Genomic DNA, 21,789 nt, shown 5'->3' on the forward strand with positions numbered 1-21,789 from the left:
CCTAATCGAAGGATAAAAATCCAGCTAAAAAACATAGGAAAAGAGAAATAAAATGCTCATTTTACCTTCCCTATCTTTTTATAATGATGAATAAAAAGGAAAATTTTAGCGAAATTGAAGTTCAAAAACTGCTCTAGAGAAGCTTTTATAATGTCCTAAAAACCTAATCAAAGGATAAAAATCTGGCTAAAAAACATTTGGAAAAGAGAAATATAATCCTCATTTTACCTTCCGTATCTTTTTGCAATGATGAAAAAAGATGGAGATTTTTCCACCAATAATTCAGAAATTGAGCACTCAAAAGAGGACTCTCAGGAACCTTTTATAGCGCACTAGATACTACTTTGAGAAAAATATCCGATTCTCAGCGATTAGAAAAATCCAGTAATTAAAATACTTTTAATGCATTGAAAAACAGTCTAATATAATAGAATTATTGTTTTAGTCTACAAAAATGGAAAACTTGAAAATTTTTAGCCTAAAAAACCTGATCAAAGAAAATGATCAGGCTAAAAAATATTTGAAGAAGAAAACTAAAGCTATTGCTTTATATTTTTCAGCTATTACGATTAAAATGATTTACTCATTTCATTGCTTTTTCAAGGTTATACAACTAAGTTACAAAAAGAATAATTAATTCACAATATAAATTAAATTTTATTAAATCTATATTATCATATTCTGAAATTTGCTGTCTATTTTCAATATAAAATCAAAAAAATACCTCCCAGCTATTGGAAGGTATTTTGTATCTAAAGTATCAACTTATTTGCTCTTTCTTCGATCTAGCTCTTTCTTAATAAGACCTAGCTCTCTTCCTGTTTGCCCAGCTACAGAAGTGTTTTCTCTAGCTCTTCTTGTAAGATAAGGCACAACATCTTTTACAGGTCCGTAAGGAAGATATTTAGCAGCATTATATCCTTTATCAGACAAATAGAACGTGATATTATCACTCATTCCGTACAACTGTCCGAAGTAAATATGCGGATTTCCATTATCAAGAGATTTCGCTTTCATTTTATCCATAATCAGCTCAGAAGAGATCTCATTATGGGTACCAAAAAATGCTGAAACTTTATCTAAATGATTCATTACAAAATCAATACCTGAGTTGTAATTTTTATCTGAAGCTTCTTTATTAGGCTGGATAGGATCCGGATATCCTTTTTCTGCAGCTCTGGCTCTTTCCTTCTCCATGTAAGCACCACGAACGATCTTATAGCCAATAAAATAATTCTTTTCTCTGGCTCTTTGAAGATTCTCTTCCATATATTCCAATCTACCGGTTCTATACATTTGGATCGTATTCCAAACGATAGGTTTTTCCTGATTGTACTTCTCCATCATCTCTTCACATAGGTGATCAGCCGCGTCCTGCATCCAAGTTTCCTCGGCATCTACCATTACTTTTTTGTCGTGTTCATAGCAAAGTTTACATACCTCATCGAATCTTTTCACTACCCTTTCCCACTCTTCTTTTTGGCTTGATGTGAGCTCTGCATTCTTTCCAACTGCTTCATATAAATCAATTCTACCAAAGGCAGTAGGTTTAAAAACAATAAAAGGAATCGCAGGATTTCCTACAGAAAATCTTATGATATCTTTAATTTCTTTGCAAACAGCGTCAAATGTTTCTTCGTCTTCTTTACCTTCAATTGAGTAATCGAAAATACTTCCTACCCCTCTTTTAAAGAGTTGTTTCACGGCTTTCATACTTTCTTCACGCGTTTCTCCACCACAAAATTGGTCAAACAAAGTGTTTTTTACAATTCCGGTAACGAAAGGGAAATCATGATGAACAGTGAAATTAAGGATAGAAGTTCCAAGACTTGTAAGAGCGGGCTGTTCAATCATTTTGAACATCCAGTACGCTTTTCTTAACTGTGCATCAGACTTGTCTGCAAATGCAACTTTAGTATCGTTAAAAATGGGCATTCCTTTATATTAAATTTAGTGTTGCAAAGGTAAGGATAACCTTAATCTTTTTCCAACATTTTCTTCTATATTTTACCTTCAATTCCGTTCAGAAGCATTGCAATGATTCCTATAAAAACCCAAAGTCTTAATATATTGATCGTCAGAAAATTACTTTTTCTTGAAGAATTTAACAGCAAGTAAATACAAAGGATGAATATAAACAATCCCCCAGAAAAATAATAGGCCATAAAACCTGAAATCCCTGTTTTAAGAATCAATTTCATAGAAACAGCCATGGTGATCACCAGCAAAGAAATAATGATTCCTTTTGTTGTTTTAGTCTTAAAATAATTAGGTATTGTGGTGTATCCAAAGGCTTTATCTACACTTTTTGTAAGGGTATCTTTTACAATATCAATGCATAAAAGGATAAGAAAAAGGAAGATCGCCATCAACAAAACCTTCTTTGAAAAGGTCTCATAATAGACCATCATTCCAAAAAAAGGATATAGCGTAAGGCTTACAAAAGTGAGGTTATTGACGATTAAAATCCGGCTTAATTTATGACTGTAGAACCACATGAAAAATTGATAAACCACAAAAAAAGCAAAGACATTATGCGAAATTGTCCACGCAACGCCCAACGAAATAATGCTTAAAAACAAGTAAGCATAGAGAAAATATTTCTGTTTTATGAAACTTTGAATCCTCGTTCGGAAGGGTTTTACGATATGGTCTTTTTCAAAATCATAGAACTGATTGATAATTCCTCCCGCCAAAATGGTTAAAACAGTACAGAAAATAATGCCGTGAACCTTAAAATCAAAGACGAATTTTCTGAAACTTTCATCCTGATTAAAGAGGAAAAAGGTAGAAACATAGAGGGCAAAAGTGAGCAAGATGGCCACAAAAAATCGTGCACCTAAAAGAAAGCCCACGAATTGTGAAAATCTGTAAAATAGAGATTTTGAGACAAAGTTTTTTTCTTGGAAATTTTCTTTTTCAGAATTCATTCCCAATACAATTAAAATCTGTAAATCACTTCTTTATGGAAGCCGTCAAGCATTTTTTCAGCTTTTTCGTAGTCTTTAGTAAACCCTAAAATATAACCACCCCCTCCGCTTCCGCAAAGTTTTAGGTAATATGCATTAGAATCCAAGCCTTTTTTCCAGACATTAAAAATGCTTTCAGGAATCATAGGACGAAAATGTTCATAGGCCCAATGAGAAAGTTTCTTTAAATTTCTAAAGAAAGGATTCATATCTTTTTTAAGGAAAGCCTCTATACAAGCGTTATTATAACGGATAAACTCTTCTTTCAATGTTTTACGGAAACCTTCAGTTTTCATTTTTTCAAAGAAAATTTGAACCATTGGCCCGGTTTCACCTGTCATTCCAGAGTCAATTAAGAAGATGGCTCCTTTACCTTCCTGGCTTCTAGGAATCGCTACTTTGTCTACACTTTCTTTGCTTTCAATAAGAATCGGAAGATTCATGTAGCAAATAAGCGGGTCAATTCCTGAGCTTTTTCCGTGGAAATAACTCTCCATTAATCCAAAAACACTTCTCAAATCTTTAAGTTCGTCTTTAGAGATGTTTTCAGGACTGTGTTTTTTAATAGAATACCGTTCGAAAATAGCAGCTACTAAAGCGCCTGAACTCCCGATTCCGTATCCTTGCGGGATATTGCTATCGAAGAATAAGCCTTCAGAAATCTCCTGTTTAAATTTTGAAACATTGATTTCAAAACCTTTTGGAAGCTCTAAATTCAGTAAATAATCTGCGTATTTTATAAGGTGTTCATTCGATTTCTTTTCAAAATCCGAATCTAATGCTGAGAACTTGAGGGTACCTTTATAGAAACTATAAGGTAATGTCAAACCTTGGGAATCTTCAATGATTCCGTATTCTCCGAACAAAAGAATTTTTGCGTAAAATAAGGGGTTTGTCATTATATAATAAATCTTTTTTGCAAAGTTAAAATTATTCCGCTCAATATAAGCAAAATCCACGCCGAATTATAACTTATTTTAACAGAAAACGGATCCTAATTCTTAAATTAAATCTTAAAAAGTAATATAACTCTCTTAAAGATAGCAAAAAAGCCTGACATCATCAGGCTTTTATTATTAATTTTTTATAAGTTATTGCTTTATCAATTTCTTGTTTATGGTCTGTTTTTCAGTTTCAATAGAAACAACGTAATTTCCTGCTTGTATTGATGATAGATTGACATCCATTTTGTTTCCTTTTAAAGATGAAGCAGACTGTATCAATCTTCCAGATTCATTATAAATTTTATATGATTTCAATCCTTCCTTAGACGAAATTGTAACCTTATTTTTAACTGGATTGGGGAAAATATTTACTGGATTATATTTTAGATTATCATCTCCTACTGCCAAAACTCCACACGAGAAATTAGCTTTCCATCCCGTATCATTATAATCCTCATCTGATACAAATCTCACCGTAATAGCACCTGAAGAATGAGTTGATGTAAACGTACCTGGCAATGTATTCCCTGTTAATGCATTGCCATTTGTAAACATCGGAGACGCTGTGGATGGACCATTATAAATATATAAAAAATCATAATCTTTTTCTAAAGCAAACTCGGTAAACATCAATGTTAGTGCTCCTGAAGTAGGATAAAATGTCTTTACAATGGTTTCATTATTTCCATAATTTCCTACCTGGCCGCCAGTATCTGTAAACAAAGCTCCACCACACCATTCAGCATCTGTTAAGAAAATCTGTGATCTTTGGTATCCAACTGAACAATCTGTTCCGACGGATAATTTATAATAAGTAGCAGGCTGAAGATTCGTGAAATTTACCGTTTGATTACTTGTATTTCCTGATGAAACTATTGCTCCATCCATCGTTGCCATCTTATATTTCCATAATGTAGACACAGCATCTGTAATAGCTGCATTTGCTCCGTTTTGAGTGACGTTGCTTATATTTAATTCTGTAATCGTGATAGCACATGGAGTAATACAATTTTGACCTAAACACGCTTTTGAATCTACCGTATTTCTAATTAAAGCTGCCGGCTGAGGACCAAACCCGTTATTAAAACTTATACCAACCCCACTTACTAAATGACAATAACTCATAATACTTCCTTTTACAGTAGATGAAGGAATCGGACCTGTACATCCCTCGGTATACCCTATCTGCGGACCACATCCGTCAATAGCCGTAGAATTTCCGTTCCAAGAACATGAGTGCGTATGAGGAGAGCCTAATGCATGTCCCATTTCATGAGTCATAGCCTGAATGGTCCAAGAATATACCGGAACATTGTTGTACGTTTGAGAAATTCCTGAATAAGCATATCTATTAGCCCCACAAAGTGAATTAAGATAAGCAACACTTGTTGTTGCAGGTGCGTTAATCAAATGCGCCAAATCTCCATTAAAAACAGGTCTATTTACTCTAAAGTTAGAAAGATTGGCACTATATCCTGCTGTATAAGGATCGGGAGTTGTCCAGATAAAAACCTCATTTAAAGCTGTTCTGATATCATCATTGCTGTAAAGAGTAGCAATATTATTATGAATCGCTGTAATCCAATTCGTCGTCGTTGTTATATTAGAACCATTATTTTGATAAGGCGTATAACAAATCTCATAATACAACCTTACACAATTTTCGGTTAAAGCCTTTTTAACAGTAGCTGGATTATGTGAAATTTTCTGAGATTTATTTTCCTTTAATTCATCAACTCCACAAATAAAAGGATTTGCTCCGGTTAATTTAGATTCTGAATAGCTTACAAAATCATTAGAATTCTTCGCTTTCCCAAGAATTATATTTCCTAATTCTGAGGTTGAAGCAACTCCAACTATATCATTATCAAAGAAACTGAATGCTACTACAGATGAATCATCTCCTTTTACAATTCCCTGATAATACACTCCAGGAGTATAATTGGTAATTTCACCTTTATTGGTATTTACTTTAAAATCATTCGTTAGAATTTGATTCTTATATAGCTCTACTGTAACATTTTTATTTCCCTGAAAAGGAAAAGAGATTTCAATAACCTGAGGCTTATCTTTAATAATCTGTTGAAGTTCGCCAACGTTAAGACTAAGAACTGTAATATCTGTAGCTGCTCTTTTGTACTCCATAGCCTTATTGGAAGTTGTATTGACTTCAAACAAAGTATACCTTTTAAAATCTTTGTTTTGAATATGATATTCTGAAATTTTTTGAGCAATTGGCCTTAAGTTTTGAGAAAAGCCCAGCATACTGCATTGAATAATGCAAAGAAATAGAATTTTTTTAATCATATAATTTACTTTTTACAAATAAACAAAAAAAATCAGATACCTCCTTAGTATTTATCACCATATATTGAATAAAATATTTTGCAAATAAAAAAGCCATTAAATTTCTTTAATGGCTTTATAAATTCTTTATAATCAATTATAATGTATCTCTGTCTTTCATCATTTTAACTTTCATAAAACGAATTAAAACAAGACCTATTGCAAAGAATATCGTCATAGAAAGAGCTGCGATACGCATATTATTAAAGTGCTCTATTAATGTTGCAAAGATGAACGTCCCTAAAATAATCGCCAACTTTTCTAATACATCATAGAAGCTGAAAAATGTTGTATTCTCCATTGAATCTTCCGGTAAAAGTTTTGAATAAGTAGATCTAGACATTGCCTGAAGACCTCCCATTACCAAACCTACCACAGCAGCAACTCCGTAGAACTGATATTCTACTGTTGGGTTTTCTTTATTTAAGAAAAATGCCCATAAACATGCTACTATCCATAAGATAATAGCAATTGAAATCACGTTTCTGTTCCCTATTTTTTTAGATAATCTTGAGAATATAACCGCTCCTATAATCGCTTCAATCTGAATAACCAAAAGAGTTCCGATCAATTTATCCTGCGCCAGGTTGATCTCACTTTTCCCAAATAATGTTGCCATCAAGAAAATAGTCTGCATTCCTACACTGTAGAAAAAGAAACTCGACAGGAAGAATTTTAGATTTCTATCTTTAAATAATAAGTTTCCTGCTTTGAAAAGTTCATGAAAACTTTCTTTCGCAATGTCTTTATAGAAGCTGATATTATCTTTAAATACTTCGAAGAAACCTCCTTGATCTTCATGTTTTTTAAAGATATTTTTATAGTTTAATAGAACAAGGTCTTTAGGCAATTTCTCTTTAACATCTCCAAATTGAGGTAAATGTTTGAAAGTATATTGAGAAAAACCAAACCACCAAGCACCTGTTAATAAGAAACTAATTCTTGTAAATAACAATTGCTGTGCAGCTCCTTTTGCAAAAACCTGGATTAATACCAAACATAAAACTACCAATACTACAGAGCCAATATATCCGTAAACATATCCTTTCGCAGACAATGCATCCTGTTTATCCCGTGTCGCAATATCCGGTAAAAAGGAATTATAAAACACTAAACTTCCCCAGAATCCTACACTCGCTGTGATGCTGAATAGGAGCCCCAGAAAGACATTATGCATTCCTGTAAACATCGCCAATCCCATACAAGAGGTAGCTCCCAAATAACAGAAAAACTGTAAAAATGATTTTTTATTACCAATGGTATCTGCCAAAGAAGATAAAAATGGAGATAATAAAACGACGATAAAGAAGGATATCGTTAATGAATATCCGTACACCGCATCCGGCTGGTATTCTTTTCCGAAGATCTTGATCATGTGTCTTACCGGAACATCAATCCATTTTTTTGTTTCCGCTATATATTCCTTTTTTTCATACGCTGTGGTAAGAATGGAGTAATAAATTGGAAAAATAGTAGATGTAATAACCAAAGAGTACACAGAATTAGCCCAGTCATAGACCGCCCAAGCTTTCATAATCTTTGGATTATTCTTTATGTTTTGAGGTTGTTTCTTCTCAATTTCAGACATTTCAAATAAATATTAGTTGCACAAAAATATAAAAACCACAGAATATTCTGCAGTTTTTTTTATTAATTAGAATATCTCGGAAGATATGAATTATTTAAACACCATTTATTAGAAATAATTCCCTAAAATTATCCTGTATACTTTGAAACCCATTTTGCTTTTAATTCAGCTCTGGCATTGATAAATTCAACATCTGTACCTTGGGCGATAGCATCAAGTGGATACCGTAGCGGACGTGTACCTTGTTCCATATTAATCAAATTTAATACACCATCTGCAATGACCTGCGGATTCATATCAAACTCAGCCATTTTTCCGAATAAGCCGGCTCCAATTGCATTAAACATATCAGTAGCAACAGGATCATATTCCTTAGCAATTTCTGGTTTATCTGCCTGCACACCTGCTTTGCTTCCTGAATTCATTTCTGTAGGATAAACTCCCGGCTGGATTGTTACATTTTCTATGTTGAATTGCGCCAACTCATCCTGAATGGACTCCGTGATTGCTTCTACCCCAAATTTAGACGCTAAATACGGTCCCATAAAGGGCAGAGAATGTCCGCTCGCACCTGAAGTAAGATTAATAATCAACCCTGATTTTGCTTTTCTCATGCTTGGTAAAACAGCCTGATACGTACGGATAACACCATAGAAATTGACCTCAAAAAACTTCTTGATCTGATCAATAGAATACGCTTCTACCAAACCAAAACCTGATAAACCTGCATTGTTAACCAAGACATCAATATTTCCGTGTTTGGCTAATGTATTTTCAAATGCTTCTTTTACTGATTGATCATCAGCCACATCAATATCTACCACCTCTACATTGGGCAATGCCGAAAGTTCTTCAGCTACTACTTTATTTTTATCTTGGGTACCACGCATTCCTGCAATAACAGTGTGTCCTTCTTTAGATAAGGTAGCTGTCATTAATTTCCCGAATCCCGTACTTGTTCCTGTGATGAAAACTATTTTGTTCATTTTATTTTAAATCTTTTGTTTAAATGTTGAGACAAAATTAGTCACAGAATTCGCTTCGAATCCTTGATATTTAACGGGAAAAACTATTGACAATTATCAATGATATTTTATTGGTCTCAGAAATAGTTAAAACTATGTACTTTAGTGCATTTTACTTTCAGTTTCTAAAAATGTTATCTTTGTTTAGTGGATTATCAACGCAGCAATGGTCATAGTGTAAGTAGATTAACGGCACATCTTGTGTGGGTTACTAAGTATCGTTTTCCAGTTCTAGAAGGCGATATCAAATTACGCTGTCGCAGTATTTTGCTTCAAATCTGTGAAGCAGAAGATATTCGAATTTTGAAAGGAGTTGTGTCAAAAGATCATGTTCACATGCATATAGAATATCGTCCGAATCAAGATATAAGTACACTTGTTAAATTGTTCAAAGGAAGAAGTTCAAGAAAACTTCAAGTTGAATTTCCTGAATTGAAGCAGCGTTATTGGGGTCGTCATTTTTGGGCTATAGGATTTGGATGTTGGAGTACAGGTAATATCACAGATGAAATGTTGAATACCTATTTGGAGCATCATCGCAATCCCACTGATCAGGACCAAAGTAATTTTATCATTGAGTAGGTTGCATACGAATCGTGGACTTTAAGTCCACAAACCAAACCTATGGACTTTAAGTCCATAGTGGTTTAGTTTTTTGCTGATTGTGCTCTAATTCGGCTCAGTGTTTCTGCAGATATTCCCAAGTAGGAAGCAATCATATGTTGGGGAATACGATTAGCTACTGACGGAAATTGCTGAATGAAATTGTGGTATTTTTCTTCGATTGATAAGCTCATATTGGCATGTATCCTTTTTTGAGAGACAAGAAAACTTTTATGAAGAATATCATTTACCATTTTATAAAACTGAGGTATTTTTTGACAGATATATTCAAAATCATCTTTTTTAATCAATATGATTTCTGAATTTTCCAAGGCAAGAATATTGAAATCCGAAGGATTTCCTGTCGTTAAACTTTCTCTGTCGCCCGTCCAATAATTTTCAGGAGAAAAATTCATAATATGCTCCTGCCCTTTTTGATCAATCGAAAAAGTCTTCAATAAACCATTCGACACAAATGCATTATACTGCCAAACATCTCCTTCCTGCGCTAAATATTGACGTTTTTGAAGCTTTTTTAAGATGCATACATCTTTTATCAGTTCTAATTCCTGATCTGAAAGAGTAATTTTGTTTTCTAAATAATTTTTAAAATTATCGAACATTGGATGATGGTAAAATGATAACCTAAAGATAAAACATTTACACTCAAATCTAGCTTTACAACAAAAAAAATGGAGCCAAAAGACTCCATTTTTATAATTTAATCCTAAGATCTAGGGTATTACATATTTTCAATAACAATTGCAGATGCACCACCGCCTCCATTACAGATCGCTGCAGCACCATATTTTGCGTTGTTTTGTTTTAAAACATTAATCAAAGTAACAATAATTCTAGAACCTGAACTTCCCAGTGGATGTCCTAGTGCTACTGCTCCTCCATTTACGTTTACTTTAGCAGCATCTAATCCTAAGATTTTGTTGTTTGCCAAACCTACTACAGAAAAAGCTTCGTTAAATTCGAAGAAATCAATATCTGCAAGTGTTAAACCCGCTTTTTTAAGAGCAATTGGTAACGCTTTTGCAGGTGCTGTAGTAAAGTTTTCAGGCTCTTGAGCAGCATCAGCATAAGAAACGATTCTTGCTAAAGGCTTAAGACCTAGTTCTTCCATTTTCTCTTTAGAAACAAGAATTAATGCAGAAGCACCATCATTTAAAGTAGATGCATTCGCTGCTGTTACTGTTCCCTCTTCTTTTTTAAATACCGTTGGAAGCGTTGGAAGTTTATCGAATTTTACTGCTTTGTATTCTTCATCTTCAGCGAATACAATTGGATCTCCTTTTCTTTGAGGAATAGAAACAGGAACTACTTCTTCAGCAAATTTCCCTTCGCTCCAAGCTTTTGCAGATCTTTTGTAAGACTCTATTGCAAAATTATCTTGTTCTTCTCTTGTAATATTATAGTCAGTTGCACATTTTTCTGCACAAACTCCCATGTGAACTTTGTTATAAACGTCTGTAAGACCGTCTAGAACCATTCCGTCCTGCATTTTAACGTCTCCTAATTTTGTAGCGTTTCTTGCATTATAATAATGAGGAACTGAAGACATGTTTTCCATACCTCCCGCAACAATTACGTCTGCATCACCTGCTTTAATAGCCTGTGCAGCCATACTTACTGCTTTCATTCCTGAAGCACAAACTTTATTGATCGTTGTAGCGATAGTTTCATTGGAAAGTCCCGCTCCTAAAGCAACCTGACGAGCCGGAGCCTGTCCTTCACCTGCCTGTAATACGTTACCCATATAGATTTCCTGAACATTTTTAGGATCTAGACCAATTTTATCTAATGCTCCTTTTACTGCAGCCGATCCCAACTTTGTAGCCGGAACAGTTGATAAACTTCCTAAGAAACTTCCCATTGGAGTTCTTACTGCAGAAACGATGAATACTTCTTTCATGTGTATATCTTTATTTTTTCTATTTTAAACTTTAATGATAAAGCTTTCGGTTATTTTGTTTTTGCTTTTATTAAAACCAAATCAAATTGCTCATTATCAACCTTACTCTGAATTTTAATATAATTATCCTGCGTTGCTGCAATTTTATTACTAAAAACATCGCCTACTTTTATACGGTTAGCTTCCTCTGTTTTTTCAAGCACAATTAATTTATAATTACAGTCATCCACAAAAACCATACTTGATTTTATATGATCTTTCCCGTCGTTATAATACTCAGTCTGCACATTATCTTTTACGGTCATATACCAAAGATTTTTGGGATAATTAGTTCGTAGAAATGTTCCTTCCTTTATATTACTACATTTGGTAGGATTATCAACAGGCTTTTGCTGTGTTGTTTCTTTTTTAGGAGTATTAGCAGTTGTTTTTTTCTGAGCGTTCATTTGAGAAACACCCAAAAACAATACTGCAACGGAGATTATTTTTATGTACTTCATATCTGTGTTGTGTTATTTACTTTATTATTTTTTGCTAATATGATTAGAAAAGCACCTAGGAATTCAATTGCCCAGCCCCACTTTAGCTTAACAACGCCTGCAAAAGTTTCTCTCCAAGATTTAAAAGGTACAAAGCTGAAATAATCTAAAGACTGAACTTTAATAGCAATCAAACTAAGGATGAATAAAAGGATGAGAAGAACAGCAAAAGTTCTTGCGATTTTCGCACTATTATTTACAATTCCGAAAAGGGCGCCTGCCGAAAGAATCCAACAGGTAATGGCCAAAGAATGGTCTAGCTTCCAGTAATTCCAATTACCTATAATTGGAACATGGACTAAGGGTAAAAAACTCCCCACAACCACCAATAACAATCCTAATAACTGAATATTTTTCATAATTCCTAAAGTGCCAAAATACAAAAAAAAACACACTTTATATCAGTGTGTTTTAAAATCAAATTATTCGCACCCAAACAGTCGTTAGCTTCAAAATTATCATTGTAAATTTAATTATTTAACAATAAAAATGCACTTTCATTAATTAATTAAAAATTAACATTCATCTATTTAACATCTATTTTAAGTCCGTATTTGGCCGCGAGATTAATATTCTTATTAAATGTCTTTATAAAAATAAATATATTAACAATACGACGGTAAAATTTATAAAAGACCACCTGTAAAAACAAAAAAAATGCACCTTTTTCTCAAAAGTGCATTTTAGTATTTTAATAATCTGTTCAAATAAATTAATGTTTAACCATTGAAACGTCTTCCGGATCATGTTTATGTCTGAATAAAACAGCAAACAAAATCGCAAGAACGAAGGCATAAGCCGCAAAAGAAAGCCATACCTGTTGCCAATCTTTTACCATTACAATGGATGATAATGTTCCATCTGGATTTACTGCCGAATTAAAACTATTTTTAAGAATTTGTAAAAAAGTAGGATTATCCGGTGTTGTTTGTAAATACGTAGAAAGCTCCGAAGCCGTTGTAAATTTATGGGTAAAGAATTTATCGATCGCCCAACCTGCAATATAACTTCCGAAAACCGCTCCAAAACCATTAGTCATCATCATAAATAACCCTTGTGCAGAAGAACGAAGCTTTTTATCCGTTGTAGTTTCTACGAAAAGAGAGCCCGAAATATTGAAGAAATCGAAAGCCATTCCGTAAACAATACAAGAAAGGATAATTAATGATAATCCATATCCGTCCGGTACTCCATAAGCGAAGAATCCGAATCTTAATACCCAAGCAAACATAGACATTAGCATTACTTTTTTAATTCCGAATTTCTTTAAAAAGAAAGGAATTGCCAAAATAAACAAGGTCTCTGAAACCTGAGAAATAGACATGATAATGGTTGATCTTTGTACAACAAAAGAATCTGCATATTTTGGAAAATGAGCAAATTCGCTTAAGAAAACATCTCCATACGCATTCGTTAACTGCAACGCAGCTCCCAATAACATGGAAAATAAAAAGAACAACGCCATTTTAAAATTTCCAAAAAGCTTAAAAGCATCTAGTCCAAACTGCTCAATTAAAGGAGCACTTTTATCAATTAGTTTTTGCGGTGGACATTTTGGTAATGTTAATGCATAAATCCCCAATACAATGGCTGCTGCACCACCAATATAAAATTGTCCTTCCGTAGCTTTGTTTCCTGTAAGATTCGTGATCCACATGGCAACAATAAACCCAACAGTTCCCCAAACACGAATGGGAGGAAAGTCTTTCACTACATCTAGATTACTGTTTTTAAGAACTGTATAAGAAATAGAATTTGCTAATGCAATTGTTGGCATATAAAAACACATCGCAACAAGCATTATAGAAAAGAAAGAATTAGGGTCTGTACTATGTGGTAAAAAGAAAAGCGTAATCCCGTATAAGATCTGCAAAGCCGAAAAAATTCTTTCCGCATTTACCCAACGGTCAGCAATAATCCCAGTGATGGTCGGCATAAAAATAGAAGCGATCCCCATTGTTCCGAAAACAGCCCCAAACTGAGCTCCTTCCCAATGTTTTGTACCGAACCAAAAGTTAGCCATCGTAATCAGCCATGCTCCCCAGACAAAAAACTGAAGAAAACTAAGGATGGTCAATCGTAGTTTTAAATTCATAGTTAGTGTAAAATATCTCTTTTAGTCAATTTTCTTTTTCCTCCTTTTGATTTCCTCCTGAATCTCTAAAGCAGTATCATAATCTTCTTCTTTTACGGCTTCATCCAATAATTTCTGAAGCTCCTCCATAGAAAGAGATATTAAATTATCCTCAGCCTGAACAGTTTCTGAAAACGGTTGATCTTCTTTGGCAACATCTTCCAGTTCTAAGAGAATTCCGGCTTCATTTAATACTTGCTGAGTCGTAAAAATGGGAGCATCAAATCTTACTGCCATTGCTACTGCATCAGAAGTTCTGGCATCAAGAATTAATTCTTCATCATTACTCTTATTTTTGAAATTAATATTCGAAAAGAAAACACCATCTACGATCTGATAAATGATCACAGAGATCAATTCATAATTCGCAGAGGTTATAAATTTTGAAAATAAGTCGTGTGTAAGTGGACGAGGTGGATGAATATCTTTTTCTAAACCAAGAGAAATAGATTGTGCCTCGAAATTTCCTATAACAACAGGTAATTTTATGTGTGATTCTTCATGTTCCAATAACAAAGCGTACGCCCCTGATTGGGTCTGGCTGTACGATATTCCGCGAATAATTAGCTGCTTATAATCCATAGCTACAAATATAATTTAATTTTTAATTGCAGGTTTCTATTTTTAGTCAAAAATAAAAGCCTGTAAAGATACTAAATAACTGGAAAATTACAGGGATGAAAATCCCCTTAAAAGAAGTATAAAAATTAAATAAATCCATGGAATTACCAATAACTCATTATTGATTCAGAAAAAATTCAACATAAACACATTGTTACCCATTAAAATAAACTTACTAATCAGTATTTTACAGAAATACACACAACAATAACTAAGTTTGATTTAAAAATGTAAATATTATCAAATTAACTTATTTTAACACAAATAAAACAATATAAACGATTTAAATTGTGTAAATTTATAATACACAAAAACCAAAATCAATGATGAAAAATCTAATTATTTCAACAATAGTGATGATGCCTGCATTTTATATCGCTCAGGTTGGTATTAATACAGCATCCCCTACAGCTACTTTAGATGTAATCTCTAAAAATACAACAGGTAATTCTACCAACGTAGATGGCTTTATTGCTCCGCGAGTAGATCGACAAAGAGCCCAGAGTATGACGAACGTACCTACCTCAACTATTATTTATGTGAATAACATTGCTACAGGTACCCAAACAGGTACTGCAATAAATATAAACTCACCTAGTTTCTACTATTTTGACGGTAGTGTATGGCAAAAACTTGTTACCCCAGCAGCAGCGACTCAGATATTTTCTGTTGCCACTAAAAATGCGACTCAAACAATCCCCGGTGGTGGTGGGAGTGATATTACATGGCAAACCATAACAGGATCAAACGCAAATGCTATTACGCTGTCTAGTGGCAATATTATTTTACCTGCCAATAAAATATTTTTATTGCAAGGCTACGTTTCCTGGTTAAAAAGTTCAGGCGTACCTGACGCTAATGCATGGATTAAATATAATTTCGTAGATACTTCTAATACGGCAGTAGGAAGTGTTAATATGGCAGGGTTTCAAGAAGCAAGTACCGAACAGTATAAAGACGGAGGAGTAAATCCTTCTACCGCAATAATTAATACAGGAACCTCTCCCCTTACTATTAAACTAAGAACTCTTGGTACAGGAGCAGGAGGATCTTTTGATCTCAGCGCAGGATCAGGTAATAACGGTACCTGTTATATTCTTATTCAAGAACTGTAAACTAAGTTTTATAATTTAAAAAAGATAAAAGCCCGGAAAACCGAGCTTTTATCTGTATTGTTGAATGCTTATTGTAAATTTTGCTTCGCAAATGAATAAGTTTAATTAAAAACGTTAACCAGCAAGGCGAATTCACAACTCACTTTTTATCCTTTAATTGCTTTAATTTTCTCAGTTAATGCAGGAATAATCTGGAAAGCATCTCCTACTACTCCATAATCAGCAGATTTGAAGAACGGAGCTTCAGGATCACTGTTGATTACAACGATAGTTTTAGAAGAGTTTACACCAGCTAAGTGCTGAATCGCTCCCGAAATACCTACTGCGATATAAAGATTTGGAGAAATTGCTTTACCTGTCTGCCCAACGTGCTCTGTGTGAGGTCTCCAACCGATATCAGAAACTGGCTTAGAACAAGCGGTAGCAGCGCCTAAAACGTTTGCTAATTCTTCGATCATTCCCCAGTTTTCAGGACCTTTCAATCCTCTACCTGCAGAAACTACTACTTCAGCTTCTTTAAGGTCTAATTTCCCTGAACTTTGCTCGTGAGAGATCACTTTAGTATCTTCGTTAGCCACTGACAAGTTTTTCACTTCTTCAGTACCTGAAACTGCATTTTCTTTAACACCGAAAGCATTTTGAGAAACGGTAAGAATTACATTATTCCCTTCTGCTTTTGCGTGCATAAAACCTTTTCCTGAGAAAGCTCTTCTTTTCACCTGAAATGGAGAAAGACTTTCCGGAGCTGCCAACGTATTTGTAATTAAGGCAAACCCATTCATTACTGCCAACATTGGAGCGATTGAAGAAGCGTCTGTCGTGTGAGGGAAAACGATGATGTTTCCGTTAGCGACTTCACTTACAGCCTGAGCATACGCTTTAGCTGAAAAGCTTTTAAGACCTTCGTCTTTAATATTGATAACATTTGATGCCCCATATTTATACAATAAATCTGAAGAATCTGTAGGGTTTACAGAGATCGCTGTAACGGTATCTCCAGCTTGGTCTGCAACAGCCTTAGCATAAGAAACTGCCTCGAAAGCTGCTTTTTTGTAAACTCCATTTATATTTTCTGCGTATACGAATACTGCCATTGTTTTAAAATTAAATGATTAAAAAATTTAATGATTAAAAGATTAGATAACTTTAGCTTCTTCGTGAAGTAATCTTACTAATTCATCTAAATTATCCGGAGAAACAAGTTTCACAGCAGCTCTTGGAGGAACGCTATCATAAGAAACTCCCTGAACTTTCACTTCTGATGAAGTAGGTTCTACAACCTGCAAAGATTTAGTTCTTGCAGACATTATCCCTCTCATGTTTGGAATGATAAGATCTTTCTCATCTACCAATCCTTTCTGACCAGCGATTACAGCAGGTAATTTCACAGAAATAGTTTCTTTACCTCCTTCAATTTCTCTTACTGCAGTAGCTTCACTTCCGTTTACTTCTAAACCTACAGATGCATTAACGAAAGGCTGATTTAATAACTGAGCCACCATTCCTGGAACAGAACCACCGTTATAATCAATAGATTCCTTACCACAAAGAATAAGGTCATATCCACCGTTTTGAGCAACAGCAGCGATTTCTTTTGCTGTAGAATAACTATCCTGAGGATCAAGATTTACTCTTACTGCATCATTAGCACCAATTGCCAAAGCTTTTCTGATTACCGGTTCCGTCGTTACATCCCCTACATTGATTACTGTTACATTAGCTCCCTGAGACTCCTGAAGTTTAACTGCTTTTGTTAACGCAAATTCGTCTAATGGATTGATCACCCACTGAATTCCGTTTTTGTCGAAAGCAGATTTGTCTGCTGTAAAGTTAATTTTGGAAGTAGTATCCGGAACACTACTAATACAAACTAATATTTTCATGTGTACTATTTTATTGTTTCCCTTTTTATGACATAAAACTTTATCGCTTTATGCAGAGATTTTGTTTTTATTAATTCCTGTAAATATAAATAAAAAATATATTATGCATGCATAATACTTATTATTTTATTATTCAATACATTAGATGTACTTACTTGCCTGGCTGGCTTGCCCTAAACTCTATCTTACTGGGCAAAACCCTAGGATTCATCCTTAAAATATCCAATATCAGATTCCCCATATCTTCGGGCTGAATCTTCCATTCATCTTTTTCGGAAGGTACATTTCCGTTGAAATTTGTAGCCACTGATCCGGGCATAATTACGGTTGATTTAATGTTATATTTTCTTAAATCAATCATCGCTGCCTGCGTGAAACCAACGACCCCAAATTTTGAGGCATTATAGCCTGTTCCCTTTTCAAAAAAATTAGCGCCTGCCAAACTTGAAACTGTAATATAATACCCTTCAGACTTCTTTAACTCTTCAACAGAAGCTTTTAACGTATAAAAAACTCCTGTAAGGTTGGTTTCTATCATGTCATTCCACTCTTCAGCAGATAATTCGTCAACTGGCTTGAAAATCCCTAATCCGGCATTCGCAATCACAAAATCAAGTCTGCCAAACTTTTCTACCGTCTTTTTTACTGCTTCTTCTTCGTTGCCTAGAATCTTCACATCAGAAACAACTCCTATAACATGCTGTGAATATTGTTTAAGATCCTTCTCTGCTTTCTCTACATCTTCCTTTTTCCTCCCCGAAAATGCCACCGAAATATCATTTTCAAGCAAAATTTTTGCAATACCAAAACCTATTCCTTTGGTCCCTCCTGTTATATATGCGACTTTATTTTCTAACATGTCTTTGTTTTTAGTTTCCTAAAATAACAAAAACGCCCCAATTGGAGCGTTTTATCAATACTAATATTTGTCAGTAATTTTATTATTTATAACATATTGCAAAATATCCGGATATGATAATAAAAAAACGCTCTATAATAAGAGCGTTTCTATAAATATACTAAGTTTAATTACTTTGAATAATTTTCAAAAAACAACGGGATACTTTCAATTCCTTTATAGAAATTAAACAATCCGTAGTGTTCGTTTGGAGAGTGAATAGCATCAGAATCCAATCCGAATCCCATTAACACAGACTTAGCGCCTAACACCTGCTCAAACATCGCGGTAATAGGAATACTACCTCCCCCTCTGAAAGGAAGAACTTCTTTGTCGAATGTTGTTTCCATTGCATGTTTTGCAGCCAAGAATTCTTTAGTATCTGTAGGTAAAACGTAAGGCATCCCTCCATGATGTGGCGTTACTTTTACTCTTACGTTATCCGGAGCAATTTTTATAAAGTGCTTCGTGAACTTTTCTGTGATCTCTTCCGGAGTCTGATAAGGAACCAAACGCATAGAAATTTTAGCAGATGCTTTAGAAGGAATAACTGTCTTAGCGCCTTCTCCTGTGTAGCCACCCCAAATTCCGTTGCAGTCTAATGTAGGACGGATAGACGTTCTTTCCAACGTTGTATATCCTTCTTCGCCTTCTAAGCCTTCTAATCCGATAGATTTTTTGAATTCCTCTGGATTGTCCTCCAATTTATTCATCGCTTCTCTATCATCTTCTGAAACGTCTTCTACGCTATCATAGAATCCGTCAATTGTAATTTGTCCGTCTTCATCAATCAAATCAGCAATCATTCTTGAAAGAACGTGAATTGGGTTTGGAACCGCTCCACCGTACAGCCCTGAATGTAAATCTCTGTTCGGACCTTCAATCTCAACTTCCACATAGCTCAACCCTCTTAAACCTGTGGTTACCGTTGGCTGCTCATTGCTGTAAATATGAGTATCTGAAATTAAAATACAGTCGCATGATAATTTCTCTTTGTTTTCGTTCACGAAATCTCCTAAGCTTACAGAACCTACTTCTTCCTCACCTTCTAATATAAATTTAACATTACAAGGAAGAGAATTAGTCTTCATCATCGCTTCAAAAGCTTTCAGGTGCATAAAGAACTGTCCTTTATCATCAGCTGAACCTCTTGCGAAGATTGCCCCTTCAGGATGAAGTTCTGTCTTCTCGATATACGGCTCAAAAGGTGGTTTTTTCCACAGTTCTAGTGGGTCCGCAGGTTGAACATCGTAGTGTCCATATACCAACACGGTAGGTAAGTTACTGTCTAAAAACTTTTCACCAAAAACGATAGGATACCCTTTTGTCTGGCATACTTCAACATTGTCGGCTCCTGCTTTTGTAAGGTATTCTGCAACAACATCTGCACACTTCAATACGTCATCTTTATAAGCAGGGTCTGCAGAAATAGAAGGAATTCTTAGTAACTCAAATAATTCATCTACGAAACGTTGTTTGTTTTCGTTAATGTAATTTAATGTCTCTTGCATTGTAAAAATTTGTTTCGATAAAATTAAAAAATATGCCCAGCAGGGGCAAATAAAAACATATGATTTTCTCTAAGTTTGCTATCTTTTGAAAGTTAAGCGTTTAACTAAATAAAAAATATCCTACATTCCTGTAGGATACTCTTTATATTTTTCTAAAATAATTAGTGTTCAGCTTTAGCTTTATCAGCCTCTGCAGGTTTTACAGCAGCTGTACTATCTGCTTTTGGAGCTTCAGCCCCGTGTTTTTCAGCGGTAGCCGCTTCTTTATGCTCTGCAGCAGCTTCGTGACCGTGAGCTTCAGTACCTCCCTGGTGATCATCAGAATATCTCTCTGCTCCTTCTTCCAATTTAATGATATTCTTATTTCCTCCAGCTTGTATCTTTTTACAGCTTACAGCTACAGTTGCAATAGCTAAACATATAATTAATTTTCTCATGCCTAAATTTTTGATTGCCCAAAATTAAGAAAACTTGCTTTTTTCGGCAACATTTTTATATTGATTTTAAAATAATTTTACCTTTTTTGGATTGTGTAAAAATAAGGTAGTGTTCACCACCATCTTTTAATCCGTATTTCTTTTTAAGTTCTTCCGGTTTTAACGGATAATTTTTAGAGATAATATTAAACTGCTCTTTCTTTTTAATCTCCTTGCTATCAATCACTTTAACTTCAAAAACTCTTCCCGGAAAATCGGTTATTTTTTCCTCAGAGGTATAAAAGTGACTATTAGGATGAAGTTTTTTCAGATTAAATTTTTCAGAAATCAAATTAAAAATTCCTGCCTTTAAAATGGAATGATTAGGAATATAAATGTATTTTTCAGGCTCAGAATATGTTGCATTGGCATTTTCTTCGTCCCCGAACTGATATTCAAAGTCAGATTCTCCGCTTTCCAAGTTGACGCATTTGCAAATAATCTTCCCGAAATTTTCATTGGATAAGAAGACAACCACTTCTTTTACGTCATTTTTCAATGCAATAATTTCAATTCTGAAAATATTAGGCAATACGGAAACTAGGTATTTTAGATCGATCAATGGAGACAGTTTGATCACCACTTCATTTGAAATAGAAAGTAATTTTTTCTGAATTTCAAGAATATTAGGTGAAAGATCTTCCAATAAGAAGACTTTGTTTTTATTATTATCTCTTCTCGCAGGATCTAAATAAACAACGTCAAAGCTTTCCTGATTTTCAGCAAGGAAATCCTCCAGTTTATGATTGATAAATTTCGCTTTCTTTTCTAAGACAGTCCAATTGTGTTCTACAATCTCCAAAAGCTCAGAATTCTGCTCAATAAGGGTAATTTCATCAAAATTTTGAGACAGATAATAGGCATCAATTCCGAAACCACTGGTCAGATCAATGAATTTCTTTCCTTTTAAAATTTCAGATTTATACAACGCTGTTTTTTCGGAAGAAGACTGCTCTAAATTAAGTTGCGGTGGAAAAATAATTCCTTCTTTCAATAAAAACGGAAATTTCCTCTGCGCGACTTGCTTTCCTTTGATTTGTTGGACAATTTCCTGCATGGAAACCTCAGGAAATGGAGATTTTTTTAATAATAGTGAATGCAAGTCTGTGTTTAGATTTGCATTGATATAGTTTTGAATGTCTTGATTTAATACTTTATTTCCCACAGATCTGTAAGATTCTTTTATATAAAATGCTTCGACTTCGCTCAGCATGAC

Annotated in this window: 20 protein-coding genes; 2 read left to right on the top strand and 18 right to left on the bottom strand. The window is 34.3% G+C overall.

Translation table 11 applies throughout. The features are described 5' to 3' along the window. Positions 1 to 765: 765 nt before the first annotated feature. The 6 genes from AMQ68_RS03055 to AMQ68_RS03080 all read right to left on the bottom strand — a co-directional run bounded on the left by AMQ68_RS03055 (position 766) and on the right by AMQ68_RS03080 (position 8,833). Entirely contained in the window at positions 766 to 1,935 is a 1,170-nt protein-coding gene (locus AMQ68_RS03055) for a proline dehydrogenase family protein (protein WP_054509141.1), read from the bottom strand. Positions 1,936 to 2,000: 65 nt separating this feature from the next. Then, a complete protein-coding gene (locus tag AMQ68_RS03060) occupies positions 2,001 to 2,930 on the bottom strand; it encodes a UbiA family prenyltransferase (protein ID WP_054509142.1) in 930 nt (309 codons plus the stop codon). An 11-nt stretch (positions 2,931 to 2,941) separates the two neighbouring features. Beyond that, positions 2,942 to 3,868 (bottom strand): mevalonate kinase, encoded by a 927-nt coding sequence (locus AMQ68_RS03065; RefSeq protein ID WP_054509143.1) that lies wholly within the window; start codon positions 3,866 to 3,868, stop codon positions 2,942 to 2,944. Positions 3,869 to 4,060: 192 nt separating this feature from the next. Further along, positions 4,061 to 6,220 carry a M12 family metallo-peptidase gene (locus AMQ68_RS03070; RefSeq protein WP_054509144.1) on the bottom strand — a complete coding sequence of 720 codons (2,160 nt, stop codon included), beginning with the start codon at positions 6,218 to 6,220 and terminating at the stop codon, positions 4,061 to 4,063. A 136-nt stretch (positions 6,221 to 6,356) separates the two neighbouring features. Continuing rightward, entirely contained in the window at positions 6,357 to 7,847 is a 1,491-nt protein-coding gene (locus tag AMQ68_RS03075) for an MFS transporter (protein ID WP_054509145.1), read from the bottom strand. A gap of 128 nt (positions 7,848 to 7,975) precedes the next feature. Then, entirely contained in the window at positions 7,976 to 8,833 is an 858-nt protein-coding gene (locus AMQ68_RS03080) for an SDR family oxidoreductase (protein WP_054509146.1), read from the bottom strand. Between the two features lie 186 nt (positions 8,834 to 9,019). On the opposite strand from AMQ68_RS03080, the gene tnpA reads away from it, so the two are divergent. Further along, positions 9,020 to 9,454 carry an IS200/IS605 family transposase gene (gene tnpA, locus AMQ68_RS03085; protein ID WP_054509147.1) on the top strand — a complete coding sequence of 145 codons (435 nt, stop codon included), beginning with the start codon at positions 9,020 to 9,022 and terminating at the stop codon, positions 9,452 to 9,454. Between the two features lie 65 nt (positions 9,455 to 9,519). On the opposite strand, the gene AMQ68_RS03090 is transcribed toward tnpA, so the two are convergent. From AMQ68_RS03090 to AMQ68_RS03115, 6 genes are all read right to left on the bottom strand, one after another. After that, on the bottom strand, positions 9,520 to 10,098 hold the full coding sequence (locus AMQ68_RS03090) for a Crp/Fnr family transcriptional regulator (RefSeq protein ID WP_054509148.1): 579 nt from the start codon (positions 10,096 to 10,098) through the stop codon (positions 9,520 to 9,522). A gap of 119 nt (positions 10,099 to 10,217) precedes the next feature. Beyond that, a complete protein-coding gene (locus tag AMQ68_RS03095) occupies positions 10,218 to 11,396 on the bottom strand; it encodes an acetyl-CoA C-acyltransferase (RefSeq protein ID WP_054509149.1) in 1,179 nt (392 codons plus the stop codon). Between the two features lie 50 nt (positions 11,397 to 11,446). Then, positions 11,447 to 11,896, bottom strand: a complete 450-nt coding sequence (locus AMQ68_RS03100) for a hypothetical protein (protein WP_054509150.1) — start codon at positions 11,894 to 11,896, stop codon at positions 11,447 to 11,449. Further along, entirely contained in the window at positions 11,893 to 12,294 is a 402-nt protein-coding gene (locus tag AMQ68_RS03105) for a hypothetical protein (RefSeq protein WP_054509151.1), read from the bottom strand. Before AMQ68_RS03105 ends, AMQ68_RS03100 begins: the two co-directional genes overlap by 4 nt. Before the next feature lie 353 nt (positions 12,295 to 12,647). Next, on the bottom strand, positions 12,648 to 14,030 hold the full coding sequence (locus AMQ68_RS03110) for a nucleoside permease (protein WP_054509152.1): 1,383 nt from the start codon (positions 14,028 to 14,030) through the stop codon (positions 12,648 to 12,650). Positions 14,031 to 14,051: 21 nt separating this feature from the next. Next, complete coding sequence (locus AMQ68_RS03115; protein WP_054509153.1) at positions 14,052 to 14,651, bottom strand: bifunctional nuclease family protein; 600 nt, start codon at positions 14,649 to 14,651, stop codon at positions 14,052 to 14,054. 362 nt (positions 14,652 to 15,013) lie between these two features. Between AMQ68_RS03115 and AMQ68_RS03120 the strand changes: the two genes are divergently transcribed. Next, entirely contained in the window at positions 15,014 to 15,805 is a 792-nt protein-coding gene (locus AMQ68_RS03120) for a hypothetical protein (RefSeq protein ID WP_054509154.1), read from the top strand. Positions 15,806 to 15,951: 146 nt separating this feature from the next. Here the strand turns inward: AMQ68_RS03120 and AMQ68_RS03125 are convergent, their stop codons facing one another. From AMQ68_RS03125 to AMQ68_RS03150, 6 genes are all read right to left on the bottom strand, one after another. Next, positions 15,952 to 16,899, bottom strand: a complete 948-nt coding sequence (locus tag AMQ68_RS03125) for an electron transfer flavoprotein subunit alpha/FixB family protein (RefSeq protein ID WP_054509155.1) — start codon at positions 16,897 to 16,899, stop codon at positions 15,952 to 15,954. A 42-nt stretch (positions 16,900 to 16,941) separates the two neighbouring features. Beyond that, positions 16,942 to 17,688, bottom strand: a complete 747-nt coding sequence (locus AMQ68_RS03130) for an electron transfer flavoprotein subunit beta/FixA family protein (RefSeq protein WP_054509156.1) — start codon at positions 17,686 to 17,688, stop codon at positions 16,942 to 16,944. Positions 17,689 to 17,839: 151 nt separating this feature from the next. Continuing rightward, positions 17,840 to 18,547 (bottom strand): SDR family oxidoreductase, encoded by a 708-nt coding sequence (locus AMQ68_RS03135; protein ID WP_054509157.1) that lies wholly within the window; start codon positions 18,545 to 18,547, stop codon positions 17,840 to 17,842. A gap of 170 nt (positions 18,548 to 18,717) precedes the next feature. After that, a complete protein-coding gene (locus AMQ68_RS03140; RefSeq protein ID WP_054509158.1) occupies positions 18,718 to 20,097 on the bottom strand; it encodes a dipeptidase in 1,380 nt (459 codons plus the stop codon). A 161-nt stretch (positions 20,098 to 20,258) separates the two neighbouring features. Then, entirely contained in the window at positions 20,259 to 20,534 is a 276-nt protein-coding gene (locus tag AMQ68_RS03145; protein WP_054509159.1) for a hypothetical protein, read from the bottom strand. A 55-nt stretch (positions 20,535 to 20,589) separates the two neighbouring features. Further along, entirely contained in the window at positions 20,590 to 21,786 is a 1,197-nt protein-coding gene (locus tag AMQ68_RS03150) for a class I SAM-dependent methyltransferase (RefSeq protein ID WP_082383953.1), read from the bottom strand. Positions 21,787 to 21,789: the final 3 nt, after the last annotated feature.

The organism is Chryseobacterium sp. ERMR1:04 (assembly GCF_001297705.1).
Taxonomy (GTDB): Bacteria; Bacteroidota; Bacteroidia; order Flavobacteriales; family Weeksellaceae; genus Chryseobacterium.

Bases quoted from the DNA above. Each gene is read 5' to 3' on its own strand.
- AMQ68_RS03055 (WP_054509141.1), bottom strand. From the start codon at position 1,935: ATGCCCATTTTTAACGATACTAAAGTTGCATTTGCAGACAAGTCTGAT.
- AMQ68_RS03060 (WP_054509142.1), bottom strand. From the start codon at position 2,930: ATGAATTCTGAAAAAGAAAATTTCCAAGAAAAAAACTTTGTCTCAAAA.
- AMQ68_RS03065 (WP_054509143.1), bottom strand. From the start codon at position 3,868: ATGACAAACCCCTTATTTTACGCAAAAATTCTTTTGTTCGGAGAATAC.
- AMQ68_RS03070 (WP_054509144.1), bottom strand. From the start codon at position 6,220: ATGATTAAAAAAATTCTATTTCTTTGCATTATTCAATGCAGTATGCTG.
- AMQ68_RS03075 (WP_054509145.1), bottom strand. From the start codon at position 7,847: ATGTCTGAAATTGAGAAGAAACAACCTCAAAACATAAAGAATAATCCA.
- AMQ68_RS03080 (WP_054509146.1), bottom strand. From the start codon at position 8,833: ATGAACAAAATAGTTTTCATCACAGGAACAAGTACGGGATTCGGGAAA.
- AMQ68_RS03090 (WP_054509148.1), bottom strand. From the start codon at position 10,098: ATGTTCGATAATTTTAAAAATTATTTAGAAAACAAAATTACTCTTTCA.
- AMQ68_RS03095 (WP_054509149.1), bottom strand. From the start codon at position 11,396: ATGAAAGAAGTATTCATCGTTTCTGCAGTAAGAACTCCAATGGGAAGT.
- AMQ68_RS03100 (WP_054509150.1), bottom strand. From the start codon at position 11,896: ATGAAGTACATAAAAATAATCTCCGTTGCAGTATTGTTTTTGGGTGTT.
- AMQ68_RS03105 (WP_054509151.1), bottom strand. From the start codon at position 12,294: ATGAAAAATATTCAGTTATTAGGATTGTTATTGGTGGTTGTGGGGAGT.
- AMQ68_RS03110 (WP_054509152.1), bottom strand. From the start codon at position 14,030: ATGAATTTAAAACTACGATTGACCATCCTTAGTTTTCTTCAGTTTTTT.
- AMQ68_RS03115 (WP_054509153.1), bottom strand. From the start codon at position 14,651: ATGGATTATAAGCAGCTAATTATTCGCGGAATATCGTACAGCCAGACC.
- AMQ68_RS03120 (WP_054509154.1), top strand. From the start codon at position 15,014: ATGATGAAAAATCTAATTATTTCAACAATAGTGATGATGCCTGCATTT.
- AMQ68_RS03125 (WP_054509155.1), bottom strand. From the start codon at position 16,899: ATGGCAGTATTCGTATACGCAGAAAATATAAATGGAGTTTACAAAAAA.
- AMQ68_RS03130 (WP_054509156.1), bottom strand. From the start codon at position 17,688: ATGAAAATATTAGTTTGTATTAGTAGTGTTCCGGATACTACTTCCAAA.
- AMQ68_RS03135 (WP_054509157.1), bottom strand. From the start codon at position 18,547: ATGTTAGAAAATAAAGTCGCATATATAACAGGAGGGACCAAAGGAATA.
- AMQ68_RS03140 (WP_054509158.1), bottom strand. From the start codon at position 20,097: ATGCAAGAGACATTAAATTACATTAACGAAAACAAACAACGTTTCGTA.
- AMQ68_RS03145 (WP_054509159.1), bottom strand. From the start codon at position 20,534: ATGAGAAAATTAATTATATGTTTAGCTATTGCAACTGTAGCTGTAAGC.
- AMQ68_RS03150 (WP_082383953.1), bottom strand. From the start codon at position 21,786: ATGCTGAGCGAAGTCGAAGCATTTTATATAAAAGAATCTTACAGATCT.